General features: G+C 58.1%; 15 protein-coding genes. 11 read left to right on the forward strand and 4 right to left on the reverse strand.

Translation table 11 applies throughout. The features are described 5' to 3' along the window. Positions 1 to 47: 47 nt before the first annotated feature. Positions 48 to 1010: a 4-hydroxybenzoate octaprenyltransferase gene (gene ubiA / locus ACR0EV_RS14465; RefSeq protein ID WP_480800737.1), complete on the reverse strand. Its 963-nt coding sequence runs from the start codon at positions 1008 to 1010 to the stop codon at positions 48 to 50. Positions 1011 to 1022: 12 nt separating this feature from the next. Here ubiA and ACR0EV_RS14470 point away from each other — a divergent pair, with 12 nt between their 5' ends. The 8 genes from ACR0EV_RS14470 (at position 1023) to ACR0EV_RS14505 (ending at position 10147) form a co-directional block, all read left to right on the forward strand. Beyond that, complete coding sequence (locus ACR0EV_RS14470) at positions 1023 to 1748, forward strand: 16S rRNA (uracil(1498)-N(3))-methyltransferase (RefSeq protein ID WP_480800738.1); 726 nt, start codon at positions 1023 to 1025, stop codon at positions 1746 to 1748. Continuing rightward, positions 1745 to 2554 carry a hypothetical protein gene (locus ACR0EV_RS14475; RefSeq protein WP_480800739.1) on the forward strand — a complete coding sequence of 270 codons (810 nt, stop codon included), beginning with the start codon at positions 1745 to 1747 and terminating at the stop codon, positions 2552 to 2554. The genes ACR0EV_RS14470 and ACR0EV_RS14475 overlap by 4 nt, the downstream gene beginning before the upstream one ends. Continuing rightward, positions 2551 to 3078, forward strand: coding sequence for a hypothetical protein (locus tag ACR0EV_RS14480; protein WP_171669043.1), 528 nt, complete (start codon positions 2551 to 2553; stop codon positions 3076 to 3078). The genes ACR0EV_RS14475 and ACR0EV_RS14480 overlap by 4 nt, the downstream gene beginning before the upstream one ends. Before the next feature lie 65 nt (positions 3079 to 3143). Continuing rightward, on the forward strand, positions 3144 to 4514 hold the full coding sequence (locus ACR0EV_RS14485; protein ID WP_480800740.1) for a glutamate--cysteine ligase: 1371 nt from the start codon (positions 3144 to 3146) through the stop codon (positions 4512 to 4514). A 71-nt stretch (positions 4515 to 4585) separates the two neighbouring features. Beyond that, a complete protein-coding gene (gene pheS, locus ACR0EV_RS14490; RefSeq protein ID WP_171179000.1) occupies positions 4586 to 5659 on the forward strand; it encodes a phenylalanine--tRNA ligase subunit alpha in 1074 nt (357 codons plus the stop codon). A 678-nt stretch (positions 5660 to 6337) separates the two neighbouring features. Continuing rightward, on the forward strand, positions 6338 to 7144 hold the full coding sequence (locus ACR0EV_RS14495; RefSeq protein ID WP_480800741.1) for a CE1 family esterase: 807 nt from the start codon (positions 6338 to 6340) through the stop codon (positions 7142 to 7144). 78 nt (positions 7145 to 7222) lie between these two features. After that, complete coding sequence (pheT, locus tag ACR0EV_RS14500) at positions 7223 to 9619, forward strand: phenylalanine--tRNA ligase subunit beta (RefSeq protein ID WP_480800742.1); 2397 nt, start codon at positions 7223 to 7225, stop codon at positions 9617 to 9619. Between the two features lie 81 nt (positions 9620 to 9700). Continuing rightward, the gene (locus ACR0EV_RS14505; RefSeq protein WP_171183828.1) at positions 9701 to 10147 is read left to right on the forward strand and encodes a YtoQ family protein; all 447 of its coding nucleotides are present in this window, start codon (positions 9701 to 9703) and stop codon (positions 10145 to 10147) included. A gap of 50 nt (positions 10148 to 10197) precedes the next feature. Here ACR0EV_RS14505 and ACR0EV_RS14510 read toward each other — a convergent pair whose 3' ends face one another. Next, positions 10198 to 10896, reverse strand: coding sequence for a glutathione S-transferase family protein (locus tag ACR0EV_RS14510; RefSeq protein WP_480800743.1), 699 nt, complete (start codon positions 10894 to 10896; stop codon positions 10198 to 10200). Positions 10897 to 11105: 209 nt separating this feature from the next. Between ACR0EV_RS14510 and ACR0EV_RS14515 the strand changes: the two genes are divergently transcribed. Beyond that, complete coding sequence (locus ACR0EV_RS14515; protein ID WP_216600425.1) at positions 11106 to 11918, forward strand: mechanosensitive ion channel family protein; 813 nt, start codon at positions 11106 to 11108, stop codon at positions 11916 to 11918. Between the two features lie 114 nt (positions 11919 to 12032). On the opposite strand, the gene ald is transcribed toward ACR0EV_RS14515, so the two are convergent. Beyond that, on the reverse strand, positions 12033 to 13151 hold the full coding sequence (gene ald / locus ACR0EV_RS14520) for an alanine dehydrogenase (RefSeq protein ID WP_171093821.1): 1119 nt from the start codon (positions 13149 to 13151) through the stop codon (positions 12033 to 12035). A gap of 135 nt (positions 13152 to 13286) precedes the next feature. On the opposite strand from ald, the gene ACR0EV_RS14525 reads away from it, so the two are divergent. Further along, complete coding sequence (locus ACR0EV_RS14525; RefSeq protein ID WP_171093819.1) at positions 13287 to 13745, forward strand: Lrp/AsnC family transcriptional regulator; 459 nt, start codon at positions 13287 to 13289, stop codon at positions 13743 to 13745. 3 nt (positions 13746 to 13748) lie between these two features. Here ACR0EV_RS14525 and ACR0EV_RS14530 read toward each other — a convergent pair whose 3' ends face one another. Beyond that, entirely contained in the window at positions 13749 to 14588 is an 840-nt protein-coding gene (locus tag ACR0EV_RS14530; protein WP_480800744.1) for a CPBP family intramembrane glutamic endopeptidase, read from the reverse strand. 289 nt (positions 14589 to 14877) lie between these two features. On the opposite strand from ACR0EV_RS14530, the gene ppk2 reads away from it, so the two are divergent. After that, complete coding sequence (gene ppk2, locus ACR0EV_RS14535; protein WP_480800745.1) at positions 14878 to 15795, forward strand: polyphosphate kinase 2; 918 nt, start codon at positions 14878 to 14880, stop codon at positions 15793 to 15795. The last annotated feature ends 45 nt before the right edge of the window (positions 15796 to 15840 follow it).

Consider the following 15840-nt stretch of genomic DNA (forward strand, 5'->3'; position numbering starts at 1 on the left):
CTCAGGCGTTTGGGCCGATCTTTACAGCCCCCTTTCGGCAGGTGCAATCAGAGCAGCAAAGCGACGCAAAGGAAGATCAGCGGAATCAAGCCGGTGTCGCGGTTGACCCGGAACAATTGCAGCAGCTTGGCGTTGTCTTCCAGATCCAGACCGCGCAACTGCCACATCATGTGCCAGCCCATCGCCCACGGACCGCACAACGCAACAACAAGCGCCAGAATCGAAGCATCCGGCACGCCTGCATCGATAATGGCCAGCCCCATCAGCGATACTGTTGCCACTAGAAAGTATTTGAGCCACTTCGCCGTATCTTTCCCGAACAGGCGTGCCGTGGACTTGATGCCCACCAACTCGTCATCCTCGGCATCCTGATGCGCGTAGATCGTATCGTAGAACAGGGTCCACGCAATGCCCGACAGATAAAGTGTGATGGCGGGCCAACCCACAGAGCCGCTATGCGCGGCCCAAGCCAAAAGCGCGCCCCAGTTGAAGGCCAGCCCAAGGAACACCTGGGGCCACCACGTGAACCGTTTCGCGTAAGGGTAGATTGTCACCGGCAGAAGGGACAGAACGCCCATGGCAATCGCTGCCTGATTGAAGCTGAGCAGGATTCCCAGCGCCAGCAGGCATTGCAGGATCATCCACACCGCAGCCTGTCGGACGCTGACCTGTCCCGAAGGGATAGGGCGTGAACGTGTGCGCTCAACCTGCCCGTCGAAGTCCCGATCCGTTATGTCGTTCCAGGTGCATCCGGCCCCTCGCATCAGAAACGCGCCCAGCGCGCAGCCAATGGCAATCCACAGATCTTCCCAACGGGGCTGACCGTCATGCAGGATGGCCAAGGCCAAGCCCCACCAACATGGAATCAGCAACAGCCACGTTCCAATGGGCCGGTCCGCGCGGCTGAGGCGCAGGTAAGGGCGGGCAAAGGCCGGTGCATAAGTGTCGACCCAATTGCCGGTTACGGCATCGGCGACTTGACCGTCTGGTGTTGGGGCATTGCCTTGCATATGTAAGGTCTCATGAGTGCGAAGATCAGACTGTATGTAGAGCAGCCCTTGGGTCAGGGGCAATCGGTTCCTTTGACGCGCGACCAGGCGCACTACTTGTTTGGCGTGATGCGATTGTCGGTTGGCGGGGCTGTGGCCCTGTTCAACGGCAAGGATGGCGAATGGTTGGCCGAAGTGGCAGAAGCGGGCAAACGGGGTGGAGTATTGACCTGCCTTGAACAGACCAAACCTTTGCAATTGCCGCCCGATCTGTGGTTCCTGTTTGCGCCGATCAAAAAGGCCCGCACCGATTTCATCGTCGAAAAAGCGGCTGAGATGGGCGCGGCCCGCATCCTGCCTGTGCAGACCGAATTCACCAATTCCGAACGCATTCGTCAGGACCGCTTGCAGGCGCATGCGGTCGAGGCTGCAGAACAGTGTGGCGGCACATTCGTGCCCGAAGTCGCCGATTTGCAACGGCTGGATCGTGTACTTGATACATGGCCCGAAGACCGTCAGTTGATGTTCTGCAACGAGGCCGAGGTCGGCTCGGCCTTGCGATTGGCCGCCAACGAAAAAGGACGGCCATGGGCGATTCTCATCGGCCCCGAAGGTGGCTTTTCCGACAAAGAACGCGCCCGACTGACAGCATTGCCCTATGCGCATGTGGTTAGTCTGGGCCCGCGTATCCTGCGGGCGGATACGGCAGCTGTTGCAGCGCTGACCATGTGGCAACAGGCGCTGGGGGATTGGTCGTGACACCACCGCCCCGATTGCACGTTTTGACGGCTTTGGGGTCAGATCAAGCAGTTGTTTTGCGCCGAGGTCCGACCGACCATGTTGCCGTTTTGATGTGGGACCGCCGCACAGGCACTGTCAGGCTTGGGCAATGGCTTTCGGCCCGAATCCACGAACACAGATGCGATCTGTCCCCGTCAGGGCGACATCTTGTTTACTTTGCGTGCAAAGGTGGTCGATGTTGGACGGCCGTGTCCAAAGCGCCCTGGCTTACGGCTATCGCGTACTGGCCCCAATCCGACAGCTGGTTCGGCGGTGGCGCGTTCACGGCGGACGGCAGGCTGTGGTTGAACGGGGCAACGCCGACCGAGGACCTGCCTGATGATCTGCGAGCAGCCGAAGTCGACAGCTTCCCGCATTCGACTGACGGGTTTCACATGGGCGATCTCGTGGTGTCGCGCTTGCAGCAAAGGGGTTGGATCCACACGGGCGGCGAAAGGTACGAAGTCGAGTTAAGGCTGAAACTCGCTGAAAACTGGACCTTGAGCCAGAAATTCACGGTCGGAGAACAGGCCAGAGCACTAATATCCAGTCATTACACATTGCTGCCGGCCAATAGTGGAAAGGTAATGAATTGCTCGGGATGGGAATGGGCGGACCGTTTTGGCGACTTATTGCAATGGGCGGAAAACGGGAAGTTGTGGCAGATGCAGTTGACCGATGCGGATGGGATTGAAAATCGTCGACTGGTGCACGATTTCTCGTCCATGCAGTTTGAAGCGATCCAGGCACCGTATTCGGGCGTTTCTGTTGGAGATTACAGATGAGTTTCATCCGACCCGAAGCAAAATTGGCCCTGTGGCGCTGGCGCGAAGTGTTGGTTGCGGTTTTTGTCCTGATCCTCGGCCTCAGCTGGGTCAGTGGGCCGGGTGGGTTGCTGGCATGGTTGGGCTGGTTCCTGATCTTGGTTTCCGTAGCATTGGCAGTGATCGGCATACAACGCGCCCGCTTCAGAACCGGCGCAGGCGGGCAGGGTGTGGTGACCGTCGACGAAGGGCAGATCACCTATCTAGGCCCGTTGGACGGCGGTATCGTGGCGACGCGCGAAATTGAACGGCTTGCGCTCGACCCGACTTCAAGCCCGGCGCATTGGGTTTTGGATCAGTCGGGACAGCCGGCGCTTCACATTCCTGTGAATGCAGAAGGGGCCGAGGCATTGTTTGATGTGTTCTCCAGCCTTCCGGGCCTGAAAACCGAACAAATGCTGTCGGAACTCAACGGCAAATCACGGCATCCTGTCGTCATCTGGGAACGCACCCCATCGCGCCCGGCACATTTGCGGTTGCATTGACACTGGCGTCATTTACGCCCACGACTGACCTTCAAGACAGACACATCAGGATCGGAGCACGGTTCATGTCCATCCCTCAGTCCGGCGGCGGTCCGATCGAACGCCATGAGCAACTGGCCGAATATCTGGAATCAGGCTGCAAGCCCAAAGAAGACTGGCGCATCGGCACCGAGCACGAAAAGTTCGGCTACTGCAAAGACACGCTGAAGCCGCTGCCGTTCGAAGGAAAGCGCTCGATCGTGGCCGTGCTGGAAGGTCTGCGCGATCGCCATGGCTGGGGTGAGGTGCGCGAAGGCGACAAGCTGATTGGCCTTGAAAAAGACGGTGCGAATGTCAGCCTTGAACCCGGTGGCGCGCTGGAGCTTTCCGGTGCCCCGCTGGAGACCATCCACGAGACCTGCGATGAGGTAAACACCCACCTGCGTGAGGTGAAGGACATCGCCGACGAGATTGGCGTTGGTTTCATCGGTCTGGGCGCTGCCCCGATCTGGACCCACGAGGAAATGCCGCTGATGCCGAAAGGGCGTTATCGGTTGATGAACGACTATATGGAAAAGGTCGGCACCATGGGCCGCGCCATGATGCGGCGCACTTGCACGGTTCAGGTCAATATCGACTTTGGGTCCGAGGCCGACATGGTGCAGAAACTGCGCGTTGCGCTGGCGCTTCAGCCAGTGGCGACTGCCTTGTTTGCCAATTCGCCCTTTTTTGAAGGCAAGCCCAACGGTCAGAAAAGTTGGCGCAGCCATATCTGGCGGCATCTGGATGATGCGCGCACAGGAATGTTGCCCTTTGTGTTCGAAGACGGCTTTGGGTTCGAACGCTATGTGCAATATGCGCTCGATGTGCCGATGTATTTTGTCTATCGCGACGGTCAGTATATCAACGCGCTGGGCATGTCCTTCCGCGATTTCCTCAAGGGTGAACTACCTGCGCTGCCGGGTGAAACACCGACCCTCAGCGATTGGGCAGATCATCTGACCACGGCCTTTCCCGAAGCGCGGATCAAGAAGTTCATGGAGATGCGCGGGGCCGATGGTGGCCCGTGGCGTCGCCTTTGCGCGCTGCCTGCCTTCTGGGTCGGTTTGACTTACGACCAGGGCGCGCTGGATGCGGCGTGGGATCTGGTCAAGGGCTGGGACGCGGAAACACGCGAAGGGCTTCGTGTGCAAGCTGCGGTCAATGGCCTTCAGGCGCAGGTCGGTGACATCAACATGCACGATCTGGCGCGTGAGGTTGTTGCCATTTCTGAGGCCGGGTTGAAGGCCCGCGCGCGCGCCGGTGCGGGTGGGCTGGTCCCGGATGAGACGCATTTCCTGAATGCGCTCAAGGAAAGCATCGACACTGGTAAGGTTCCGGCAGATGAGTTGCTGGATCACTACAATGGCGACTGGAATGGCGACCTGACCCGGATTTTCCCGGAATACAGCTATTGATCCGCACCGTCCCGCTTGCATTCGCGGGGCGGGGCCGATAGCAGGTTCTCGACCAAATTCAGAGGGCCGTCATGGACGATCTTAAGGCAAAATATCTGGGCCAAATCGCCGAAGCAGGCGACGAAAACGCGCTTGAAGCGATCCGCGTCGCTGCCGTGGGCAAAAAAGGCGAGGTCGCGCTGAAAATGCGCGAGCTGGGCAAGATGACGCCCGAGGAACGTCAGGTTGCAGGCCCCGCGCTGAACGCCCTGAAGGATGAGATCAACTCGGCTCTGTCCGCCAAAAAGGCCGCGCTGGCCGACGCCGCGCTGGATGAGCGTCTGCGCACTGAATGGCTGGACGTCACCCTGCCGACTCGCGCGCGCCGTCAGGGTTCGATCCATCCGATCAGCCAGGCGACCGAGGAACTGACCGCGATCTTTGCCGAACTGGGTTTCTCGGTGGCCGAAGGGCCGCGGATCGAGACCGACTGGTACAATTTCGACGCCCTGAACATTCCCGGCCATCACCCCGCGCGGGCCGAGATGGATACGTTCTACATGCACCGCGCCGAGGGCGACAATCGCCCGCCGCATGTGCTGCGGACGCATACCTCGCCGGTGCAGATCCGGTCGATGGAGAAACAGGGCGCGCCGATCCGCGTGATCTGTCCGGGCGGTGTCTATCGCGCCGACTATGACCAAACCCACACGCCGATGTTCCATCAGGTCGAGGGGCTGGCCATCGACAAGGACATCTCGATGGCGAACCTGAAATGGGTTCTGGAAGAGTTCGTGAAGGCGTTTTTCGAGGTCGACGATGTCGAACTGCGCTTCCGCGCCTCGCACTTCCCCTTCACCGAACCGTCGGCCGAGGTCGATATCCGCTGTTCCTGGGACAACGGTCAGCTGAAGATCGGCGAGGGCGATGACTGGATGGAGATCCTCGGCTCCGGCATGGTTCACCCCAAGGTGATCGCCGCCGGTGGGATTGATCCTGAGGTGTATCAAGGCTTTGCGTTTGGGATCGGGATCGACCGTCTGGCGATGCTGAAATACGGGATTCCGGATTTGCGGGCGTTCTTTGATTCTGACCTGCGCTGGCTGCGGCACTACGGGTTCGCAGCGCTGGATATGCCGAACCTGCATGGTGGTTTGTCGCGGTGAGCCAAAACTTGTTGAGGTATGCCTCTCAACTGGTTTTCGGGCTTGTGCTTGGTGCAATCCCAAGCCTCTCCACAGCAGAGCAAGTCGAAAAGACCACTTATGTTCCAAGGTTTGGCAGGATGCGGTTGCGGAGATCCGAAGTGCGTTCCCCGACGGATTTTCATCGAACCAGGTTGTCTATTTTTCCGGGAGCGATGGCAGGACTTTTGACTGCTTAGGTGTCAATGCTCCCTCTAGCGTTCTTGAAGTGTCAGAGCTTTGGTCGCAGCAAATCGCGCCGCTCGCCGATGACATGGCGAGAGAGTCAGGTGAGATTTCTGTCAACTTCTGTAACCTAAGTCGCCAACGAATAGGCGGGTTTCAAGTTGTGAATGTACACTTGCCATATGAAACAGGGGAGCTGACTTCGGCAATGTGCCAGAAGAGGCTTCGTGACCTCCCGGGCCGTATCCAAGACAGCTTCAAGTAATTAGGACGTGGTGCCTGTCGAAGCTAACGGGTTCATAGTTTTTGGCGCGGCTTGCGGTCTGATCTGATGTTGGGCGGGTGTAGGGCGGGCTTCAGCCCGCCTTGGATAAGGGATGGGTGCCGGGCTGAAGCCCGGCCTACGTCCGATCAACGGCCTCCTACACTGATATGTTATGTGACAGCGCGGAAAGTCTCGCTAGGGTCAGGCGCATGATCTATCGACTGCTTAGCCTTCTGTTGCTGACCGCTGCCCCTGCATTCGCCATGGGGCCATGGAACACCGACTGCCACGGGGACACGGCCTGTGAGGTTGGCGACCGCTCGTACCATGTGTTGGAGCCTGAGGGCTGGGACGGTGAAACGCCTCTGCCCGTGTTGCTGCATTTCCACGGCTGGGCGCGGCAGGGAACCGTGGTCGTGAACCACGAACGTATCGCCGGGGCGACCAAGCTGCGGGGCGTGTTACTAGTCGCCCCGAACGGGCTGGGCAAAAGCTGGGATTTCTGGACCTCGGACACTGGTGATGTGCCTTTTGCTGATCGAGTGCTGGAAGATGTGGCCAAGCGCTATCCGATTGACCCTGACCGCATCTATGTCTCGGGCTATTCCTTTGGTGGCGCGATGGCTTGGCGTTATGTCTGCCAGTCGGGCAACGACATTGCCGCTTTGCTGGCCGTTGCGGGCAGCATTCGCCAGACAGAAAACTGCCCCGAAGGCCCGCGCGAGGCGCGGCATGTCCACGGCCTCAGCGATACAGTGATGGATTTTCCCTATGGCGCGAATGGTGACACGACCTATCCGGTGGCTTTATGGCGCGCGAAATACGACTGCCACGACGCAACCCCGCGCGGGGATTGGAGCGTGGTGCCGATCCTGACTCTCAGCCGCGTGGAATGGACCGATTGCGCGCAGGGGCAGGTGGTACTGGACACCCATCCGGGCGGGCATTTCATCCCGCATGGCTGGATCGGACGTCAACTGGACGAGCTTTTGGGCCGCACCCCCACCTATCCGTGACGCGCAGCGCTTGCACCTTGGCCCATTCTTTGCCATTGCCTGTGCCGACTGGATATCTGCCAAAAAAGGCCCCGTGCAATGAAATTCACTCTGTCCTGGCTGAAAGACCACCTCGACACTGACGCTTCGGTTGATGAGATCGCCGAGGCGCTGACCGACCTTGGCCTGGAGGTCGAAGAGATTGTGAACCCGGCGGACCGTTTGGCGGGCTTTACGCTGGGCCATGTCAAACATGCCGAGAAACACCCTGACGCTGACAAGCTGCGGGTTTGCACGGTTGCGACGGACGAGGGTGATCTGCAGATCATCTGCGGGGCCCCGAACGCGCGTGAAGGCATCACCGTCGTGGTTTGCAAGCCGGGCATGTACATCCCCGGTCTGGATATCACCATCAGCGTCGGCAAGATCCGGGGCGTCGAGAGCTTTGGCATGATGGCCTCCGAGCGCGAGCTGGAGCTGTCGGAGGAGCATGACGGCATAATCGAGCTGCCTTCCGGTGAAGTCGGCGACAAATTTGTCGACTGGCTGGCCGAGAACGATCCGTCGAAGGTTGATCCGATGATCGAGATTGCGATCACGCCGAACCGGCCCGATGCGCTGGGCGTTGAGGGGATCGCGCGTGATCTGGCCGCGCGCGGTATCGGTACGCTGAAACAGCGTGACTATGCGCCGGTTCCCGGGGATTTCGAGTGCCCGATCAAGGTCAGCATTGACCAAGACACTTTAGATGGCGCGCCGCATTTCACCGGGCGTCTGATCCGTGGCGTCAAGAACGGCCCCAGCCCGCAGTGGCTGCAGGATCAGCTGAAGGCTATTGGTCTGCGTCCTATCTCGGCTTTGGTGGACATCACCAACTATATGACGTTCGACCACAACCGCCCTCTGCACGTGTTTGATGCGGACAAGGTTCAAGGCAACCTGCGGGTGCATCGCGCCAAAGGTGGCGAGACCTTGGTGGCGCTGGATGAGAAAGAATACACCTTACAGCCCGGTATGATGGTGATTTCGGACGACAAAGGCCCGGAATCGATTGCCGGGATCATGGGCGGCGAGGAAACAGGCTGCACCGAAGAGACCGTTAATGTCTTCCTCGAAAGCGCGTTCTGGGATCATGTGCAGATCGCCCTTACGGGTCGCGCGCTCAAGATCAATTCGGACGCGCGTTATCGGTTCGAGCGCGGTGTCGATCCGGAATACACCCGCGAAGGGTTGGAACACGCAACCCAGATGATCCTGGATATCTGTGGCGGCGAAGCGTCCAATGTGGTCGAAGCGGGCAAAGCCCCGAAACACGGGCGGGCGTACAAGCTGGATGCGGCACGCGTGCAGTCTCTGGTCGGAATGGACATTCCGGAAAGCGAACAGCGTCAGACCCTGACCCGCCTGGGTTTCCGCCTTGAGGGTGAGATGGCCCATGTTCCCAGCTGGCGCCCCGATATCATGGGCGAGGCCGATCTGGTGGAAGAGGTTGCCCGGATTGCGTCGCTGACCAAGTTGCAGGGCAAGCCACTGCCGCGTGTGACCGATGGTATCCCCAAGGCGGTGATGACGCCGACGCAGCGCCGTCAGTCCATGGCGCGTCGCACCTGTGCCGCGTTGGGCTACAATGAATGTGTGTCCTACACCTTCATCGACCAAGCGTCCGCAGCGCTGTTCGGCGGCGGTGATGAGGCGACCCAACTGGAAAACCCGATCTCGTCCGAGATGAGCCACATGCGCCCGGACTTGCTGCCCGGCCTGTTACAAGCGGCGGCGCGCAATCAGGCGCGAGGTTTTGCGGACGTGGCTTTGTTCGAAGTTGGCCCGGTCTTCCATGACGGAGAGCCCGGCGATCAGAAAACCCAGATCACTGGCCTGCTGGTCGGTCGTGACGGACCGAAGGATGTGCACGGCGCGTCGCGCCCTGTCGACGTGTTCGACGTCAAAGCGGATGCCGAGGCGGTGCTGGCCGCGATCGGCGCGCCCGTGAAGGTGCAGATCCTGCGCGACGGTGATGCCTGGTGGCACCCGGGCCGTCACGGCAAGATTTGTCTGGGCCCAAAGAAGGTACTGGGTGTGTTTGGTGAATTGCACCCGCGCATCTTGCAGGCGATGGACATCAAAGGTCCGGCGATGGCATTCACGATCTGGCCGGACGAGGTGCCCATGCCCCGTAAATCCGGTGCCACCCGCGCTGCGCTTGAGTTGCGTGACCTTCAAGCGGTTGAACGTGACTTTGCTTTTGTCGTCGATGAGGGCGTCGAGGCACTGACGCTGGTCAATGCAGCGGCTGGTGCTGACAAGGCGCTGATCGAGGATGTACGCGTCTTTGATGAATTCATCGGTGGCAGCCTGGGTGAAGGTAAGAAATCTCTGGCCATCACCGTTCGCCTGCAGCCGACGGACACGACGCTGAAGGAAAAAGACATCGAAGCGGTGGCCGAAAAGATCATCTCGAAAGTCACCAAGGCGACCGGCGGCGTCCTGCGCGGGTAACTCAGGATCGCCTTCGGCGAGAGTATTTTTGAAAAGATGAAGGGGCGGTGGCGCCCTTTCTGTGTTTGCGGAGGACTGAAGATGCTGAACGTTTACCTCTCGGGCGAAATTCACACCGATTGGCGGGAACAGATCATTGAGGGTGCGCAAGGGTTGGATGTGACATTCAACAGCCCTGTGACCGATCACGCAGCCAGCGATGATTGCGGTGTCGCCATTCTAGGGGCCGAGCCGAACAAGTATTGGCACGACCATAAAGGCGCGATGGTCAATGCTATCCGCACGCGCAAAGGGATTGCGGATGCGGACGTTGTGGTTGTTCGGTTTGGAGACAAGTACAAACAGTGGAACGCCGCCTTTGACGCGGGTTATGCTGCGGCACTTGGCAAGTCGATCATCGTTCTGCATGGCCCGGATCATCAGCACGCATTGAAAGAAGTCGACGCGGCCGCGCTTGCCGTAGCAGAAGAACCTGCTCAGGTAGTGGAAATACTGCGTTATGTGCTGACAGGTGCACTGCCCGGCTGAGACATGCAAAAAGGGTGCCGCGACAGGCACCCTTCCAAACATTCAGTTGTTTAGCCGCGCGCAGGTATGACCTTGCCGCGCTGAACCGCCGGACGCTGCATGAAACGGTCGACATAAGCGACGACATTGTCATGGTCGGCCCAGCCGACAACGTCTTTCGCGCCGTAAAAATCCAACGCATTCAGCCATGGCGCCAGGGCAATGTCGGCGATTGAATAGTCGCCTGCGATCCAATCTTGCCCTTCAAGCTGGGTGTTGACCACGTTCAACAGGCGTTTGGCCTCGTTGATATAGCGGTCGCGGGGGCGAGGGTCTTCGATCTCGCTGCCCGCAAATTTGTGGAAAAAGCCCAGTTGACCAAACATAGGCCCGACCCCGCCCATCTGAAACATCAGCCACTGGGTGATGCGGTGTTTGTCGGCGGCGCTTTGCCCCAGTAACTGTCCTGATTTCTCTGCGAGGTACAGCAGGATTGCCCCGCTTTCAAATAAGGCAAGCGGTTCACCATCAGGGCCATTGGGATCGATGATCGCAGGGATCTTGTTGTTCGGGTTCAGCGACAGAAACTCGGGGCTTTTGACGTCGGCATCCGCCAATGTCACCAGATGAGCCTCGTACGGCAGGCCGGTTTCCTCAAGCATGATCGACGCCTTGACGCCGTTTGGGGTTGGATAGGAGTACAGTTGGATCTTGTCCGGGGATTGGGCAGGCCAGCGGGCCATGATCGGATGAGGTTTGTTGTCCAGCATTGGGGGCTCCTGATTGGATATCTCGTCAAAGCTAGGGATCAAACTGCGATCATGAAAGCCCTTTGCCCTGTGCATTTCCGGTCAGGCCGTGTTTTTTGACGAACAACGGGGAAATCCGGCGAAACTCGCCCCTAGACCGAAACGTAATCTTGGCTCACAATCCGGTGACCCCCGCGAAAACCTCGCGGGTTTCTTGCTGTTGAAAGGAGATGCGCGTGGATGAGGTCGTAACACAGGTGGGCGCATACGCCCCGCTGATCATGAATGCGGTCAAGGCGCTTGTCGTTCTGATCCTGGGCTGGATTGTAGCCGGCGCAATCGGTGGCATGGTGCGCCGCCGGATCAATTCGACGCCACATATCGATCCCACACTCGGGAACTTTATGGCGAGCCTTGTCAAATGGGCCATACTGGCCATGGTTCTGGTTGCCGTTCTTGGCATCTTTGGGATCGAAGCTACAAGCATCGTTGCCATACTGGGTGCCGCTTCGCTGGCCATCGGTCTGGCGCTGCAAGGCACGCTCAGCGATTTGGCTGCCGGTGTCATGTTGGTCGTCTTCCGACCCTACAAACTGGGTCAGTATGTGGATATTGGCGGCACAGCGGGAACCGTGAAGGATTTGAACCTGTTCACCACTGAACTGGTAACCCCTGACAACGTTCAGATCATCGTCCCGAACGGTCAGTCCTGGGGATCGATCATCACCAACTTTTCGGCACATGACACGCGTCGCGTCGATCTGGTGTTCGGTATTGATTATGGTGACAGTGCGGACAAGGCGATGCAGATCATTCTGGATGTAGCCAAAGCGGACGACCGCATTCACAGCGACCCCGAGCCCTGGGTCAAGGTCACCAATCTTGGTGACAGTTCAGTGGACCTGACGGCGCGCCTCTGGTGTGATGCGGCTGATTATTGGGATGCCAAATTCGAACTGACCAAAGCTGTGAAAGAAGCCTTTGACGACAAGGGTATCTCGATCCCTTACCCACACGCAGTGGAAATTCAGAAACAGGGGTAATGGCTCCTGCCTGTCATCCGGGCATAAAATTTGCCCTTATCCTGTTGGGCTGGGCACCGCGCGAAAGCGCGGTGCTTTTTTGGTTTGTAAACTGTGGTCCAGAACCATCTTTGCTTATGACTTGACCACCACGTTGGGCGAAACCACGTCAATACCCAAGGCTTTGCCGACGGCATAGTAAGTCAGCTGCCCTGCATGAACGTTCAGACCTTCCAGAAGATGCGGATCGTCCTGACACGCCTGTTTCCAGCCTTTGTCTGCCAGAGACAACATAAAGGGCATCGTGGCGTTACCTAATGCGATGGTCGAAGTACGCGCTACAGCACCGGGCATGTTTGCCACGCAGTAATGCATGATGCCATCGACATCGTAGATCGGATCAGCATGGGTGGTGGCTTTCGAAGTCTCGAAGCACCCGCCCTGATCGATGGCGACATCAACCAGGACCGCGCCGGGCTTCATCGTCGACAATTGAGCGCGCGATACAAGTTTCGGAGCCGCAGCGCCTGGGATCAGAACGGCACCGATGACCATATCGGCATCCCGGATCAACTCGGCCGTGGCACCCGCCGTGGAATATTGGTTCTTGAAGGTCCCACCAAAGACATCATCCAGATAACGCAGCCGCGGCAAAGAGCGATCCAGAACAGTGACATCCGCGCCCATTCCCGCGGCGATTTTTGCCGCGTGCGTGCCCACGACACCGCCACCGATCACGACGACTTTGGCCGGGCCAACACCGGGAACGCCGCCCATCAGAACACCGCGTCCACCATTGGCCTTTTGCAGGGTCCACGAGCCGACCTGAGGCGCCAAACGACCCGCGACTTCGGACATCGGCGCCAGCAGAGGAAGACCGCCATTGGCATCGGTTACGGTTTCATAGGCGATTGCTGTACAGCCCGATTCCAGCAGGTCATGGGTTTGTTCTGGGTCGGGTGCCAGATGCAGATATGTGAACAGCAACTGACCTTCACGCAGCATCTTGCGTTCGACAGCCTGCGGCTCCTTGACCTTGACGATCATGTCAGCGGTGGCGAACACTTCTTCTGCGGTGTCAATGATGCGTGCGCCTGCGGCAACATAGGCGTCATTGTCAAAACCAGCGCCGATGCCTGCGCCGGTTTCAATCAGTACTTCGTGGCCGCGGGCAACCGCTTCCTGAGCGGCGTTGGGTGTCATGCCGACGCGGAACTCCTGAGGTTTGATTTCCTTGGGGCAACCGATTTTCATGGTGGTCTCCGTTCATAAACTGCTTAAATTATGTGCATTCCGGTGCGCAATTTCTGTGAAAGAAAACGTGCCGTGGGAATTTTCTTTGGAAGAATCTCCTGTATAAGGTGTAAATCCCGCAAAGGAATTGCACGAATGGCCTTGGATACGACTGATAGAAAGATTTTGGCCGCCCTCCAGAAAAACGGCCGGATGTCGAATTCGGAGCTGTCCGAGCAGGTCAACCTGTCGCCGTCTGCCTGCCATCGGCGTGTTCAGCGCCTCGAGGTCGAGGGGTTCATCCGCAACTATGTGGCGTTGCTGGATGCGCGCAAGATGAACGTGCCTACAACCGTCTTTGTCGAAATTACCCTTCAAGGGCAGGCCGAAGAGGTGTTGGATTCCTTTGAAAAGGCAGTGGCGCGTATTCCCGACGTTTTGGAATGCCACCTGATGGCCGGGACGGCGGACTATATCCTGAAAGTGGTGGCCGAAAACACCGAGGATTTTGCGCGTATTCACCGGCAATATCTGTCCCGCTTGCCCGGGGTGGCGCAGATGCAAAGCTCGTTTGCCTTGCGTACCGTGTTCAAGACCACTGCTCTACCGGTCTGACTTTCAGGCAGGGCCGGGATAGGTGAACAGCAGCAGGTGCACGAGGTTGAACCCGAAATGCATCGCAACGGGCACCCAAAGACGCTGTGTAGCATAGTATCCCAAACCACAGGCCAACCCGAGAATTGAGGCAAAGACCACCAATGCCGGTCCGCCGCCAAAGTGAGCCAACCCGAACAGCAGGCTAGCCGCAATCACGCCTCCTACCGCACCAAGACGTGCCGTGATGGCGGATTGAAGATAACCACGAAAGAAGGCTTCTTCCGTCAGGCAGGTCAAAAACAAGTTGGACAGGACAAAGACAAGCCACCACGGTGGGATCGAAAATTCCGACTGTATCGCGCCGACAACGAGACCCAAAAGAAACAGCAACGGCAACAGCAGCAGCCCTGCCGCCAGCGGGCCGAATTTGGTCTGAATGGCGCTTTGAAGCATCCCGGGCCAGGCTAAAAGAACGGCAAAGAAGACCATCGGTTTGTCCAGATTCAGATGCATTGTGAACCCAGTGCTGGCCGCACCGGCCTGCACCTGATCCAGCACTTTCAGGTTCTGAAATCCGGGCAGAAGATGTGCCCCCATAGCCAGACACCACAGGATCAAAAGCGTATGTCCTGTGATCGCGATCCACCCTTTGAGGTGCGGCAGCAAGGTGGCTCCGGCCAGCCCACCGACCACGGCGATGATCGCCACAGATGACATCAGCCCCGTTGCTGAGGCAATGCTTGCAAACAGAACCAGCAGTGACAGCGCGACCGCCTTGCGCCCCATAAGCGCAGTTACCTGCGCGGCGATCAGAATCGACCAAGGCCAGATCGCCGGTAGAAGAGAAAGAAAGAATGTCACGCGCTTTGCATCCTTTAAGTCCACACAGTCTTGCCGCACAAAATCGAGGCAATGCAAGCATTCAGCACGCTGTGTGTTCTTATGATGTGCCTTGCGTCAATTCTGACGCTTGTAACCTCTGGGATGGGCGGTCACATTTGGGAGAAAGACCATATGCCCGCGCCGTCTGGATTTTCAGATGTTTCGGCAGCATTGGGCGTCGTCGTCTTGCATCAATTTATCTGATGACATCAGGCGGTTACACAGGCCCGATATGGTTCGAACCCGATAACAAAAAAAGGAGCTGACCTTGGCTTACGAAAACAACGGTGGACCCAAAGATTGGCTTGAGGCCGAATTGGAAGACACGTTGGACGAAGATTTTGAGATCGAGTTCAGCGAACCAATGCTGTCGATGGAAGTGCGTAAGATCTATCGGGAACAGCACCCGGATATGCTGGATCGCAAGGTCTATTTCCGCAACCTGTTGCGCCTGCAGGCTGAGCTGATCAAAGTGCAGGATTGGGTTCAGCACACCGGTGCCAAGGTCTGTATTCTGTTCGAAGGTCGTGACAGCGCGGGCAAGGGGGGCGTGATCAAACGGATCACCCAGCGCCTGAATCCACGAGTTGCGCGAGTGGTCGCTCTGCCCGCGCCCAGCCGCCGCGAGCAAAGCCAGTGGTATTTCCAGCGTTACGTGCCGCATCTGCCTGCGGCAGGTGAGATCGTGTTGTTCGACCGGTCATGGTACAACCGCGCAGGCGTCGAACGGGTGATGGGTTTTGCGTCCGAGGACCAAGTCGAGCAGTTTTTTCAGGACGTTCCCGAATTTGAACGGATGTTGGTGCGATCAGGTATCATTCTGCTGAAATACTGGTTCTCGATCACTGATGAAGAACAGCAATTGCGATTCCTGATGCGTATTCACGACCCGATGAAGCAATGGAAGCTGTCGCCGATGGATCTGGAATCCCGCATTCGATGGGAATCTTATACCAAAGCCAAAGAGGATATGTTTTTCAGGACCAACATAACCGAAGCTCCTTGGTATATCGTCGAGGGTAACGACAAGAAGCGCGAGCGGCTGAATTGTATCGAACATCTTCTGACCAAGATCCCCTACACGGATGTGCCGCAGGAAAAAGTCAATCTGCCTGACCGCAGATACAACCCGGACTATGAACGCCGCGTGTTACCAGATGAGCTATACGTCCCAAAGATTTATTGATTGGGACATGCGGGGCGGTCCAGCCGCCCCGCATGAATGTTCGTA

It is taken from the genome of Ruegeria sp. CF8 (genome assembly GCF_056537285.1).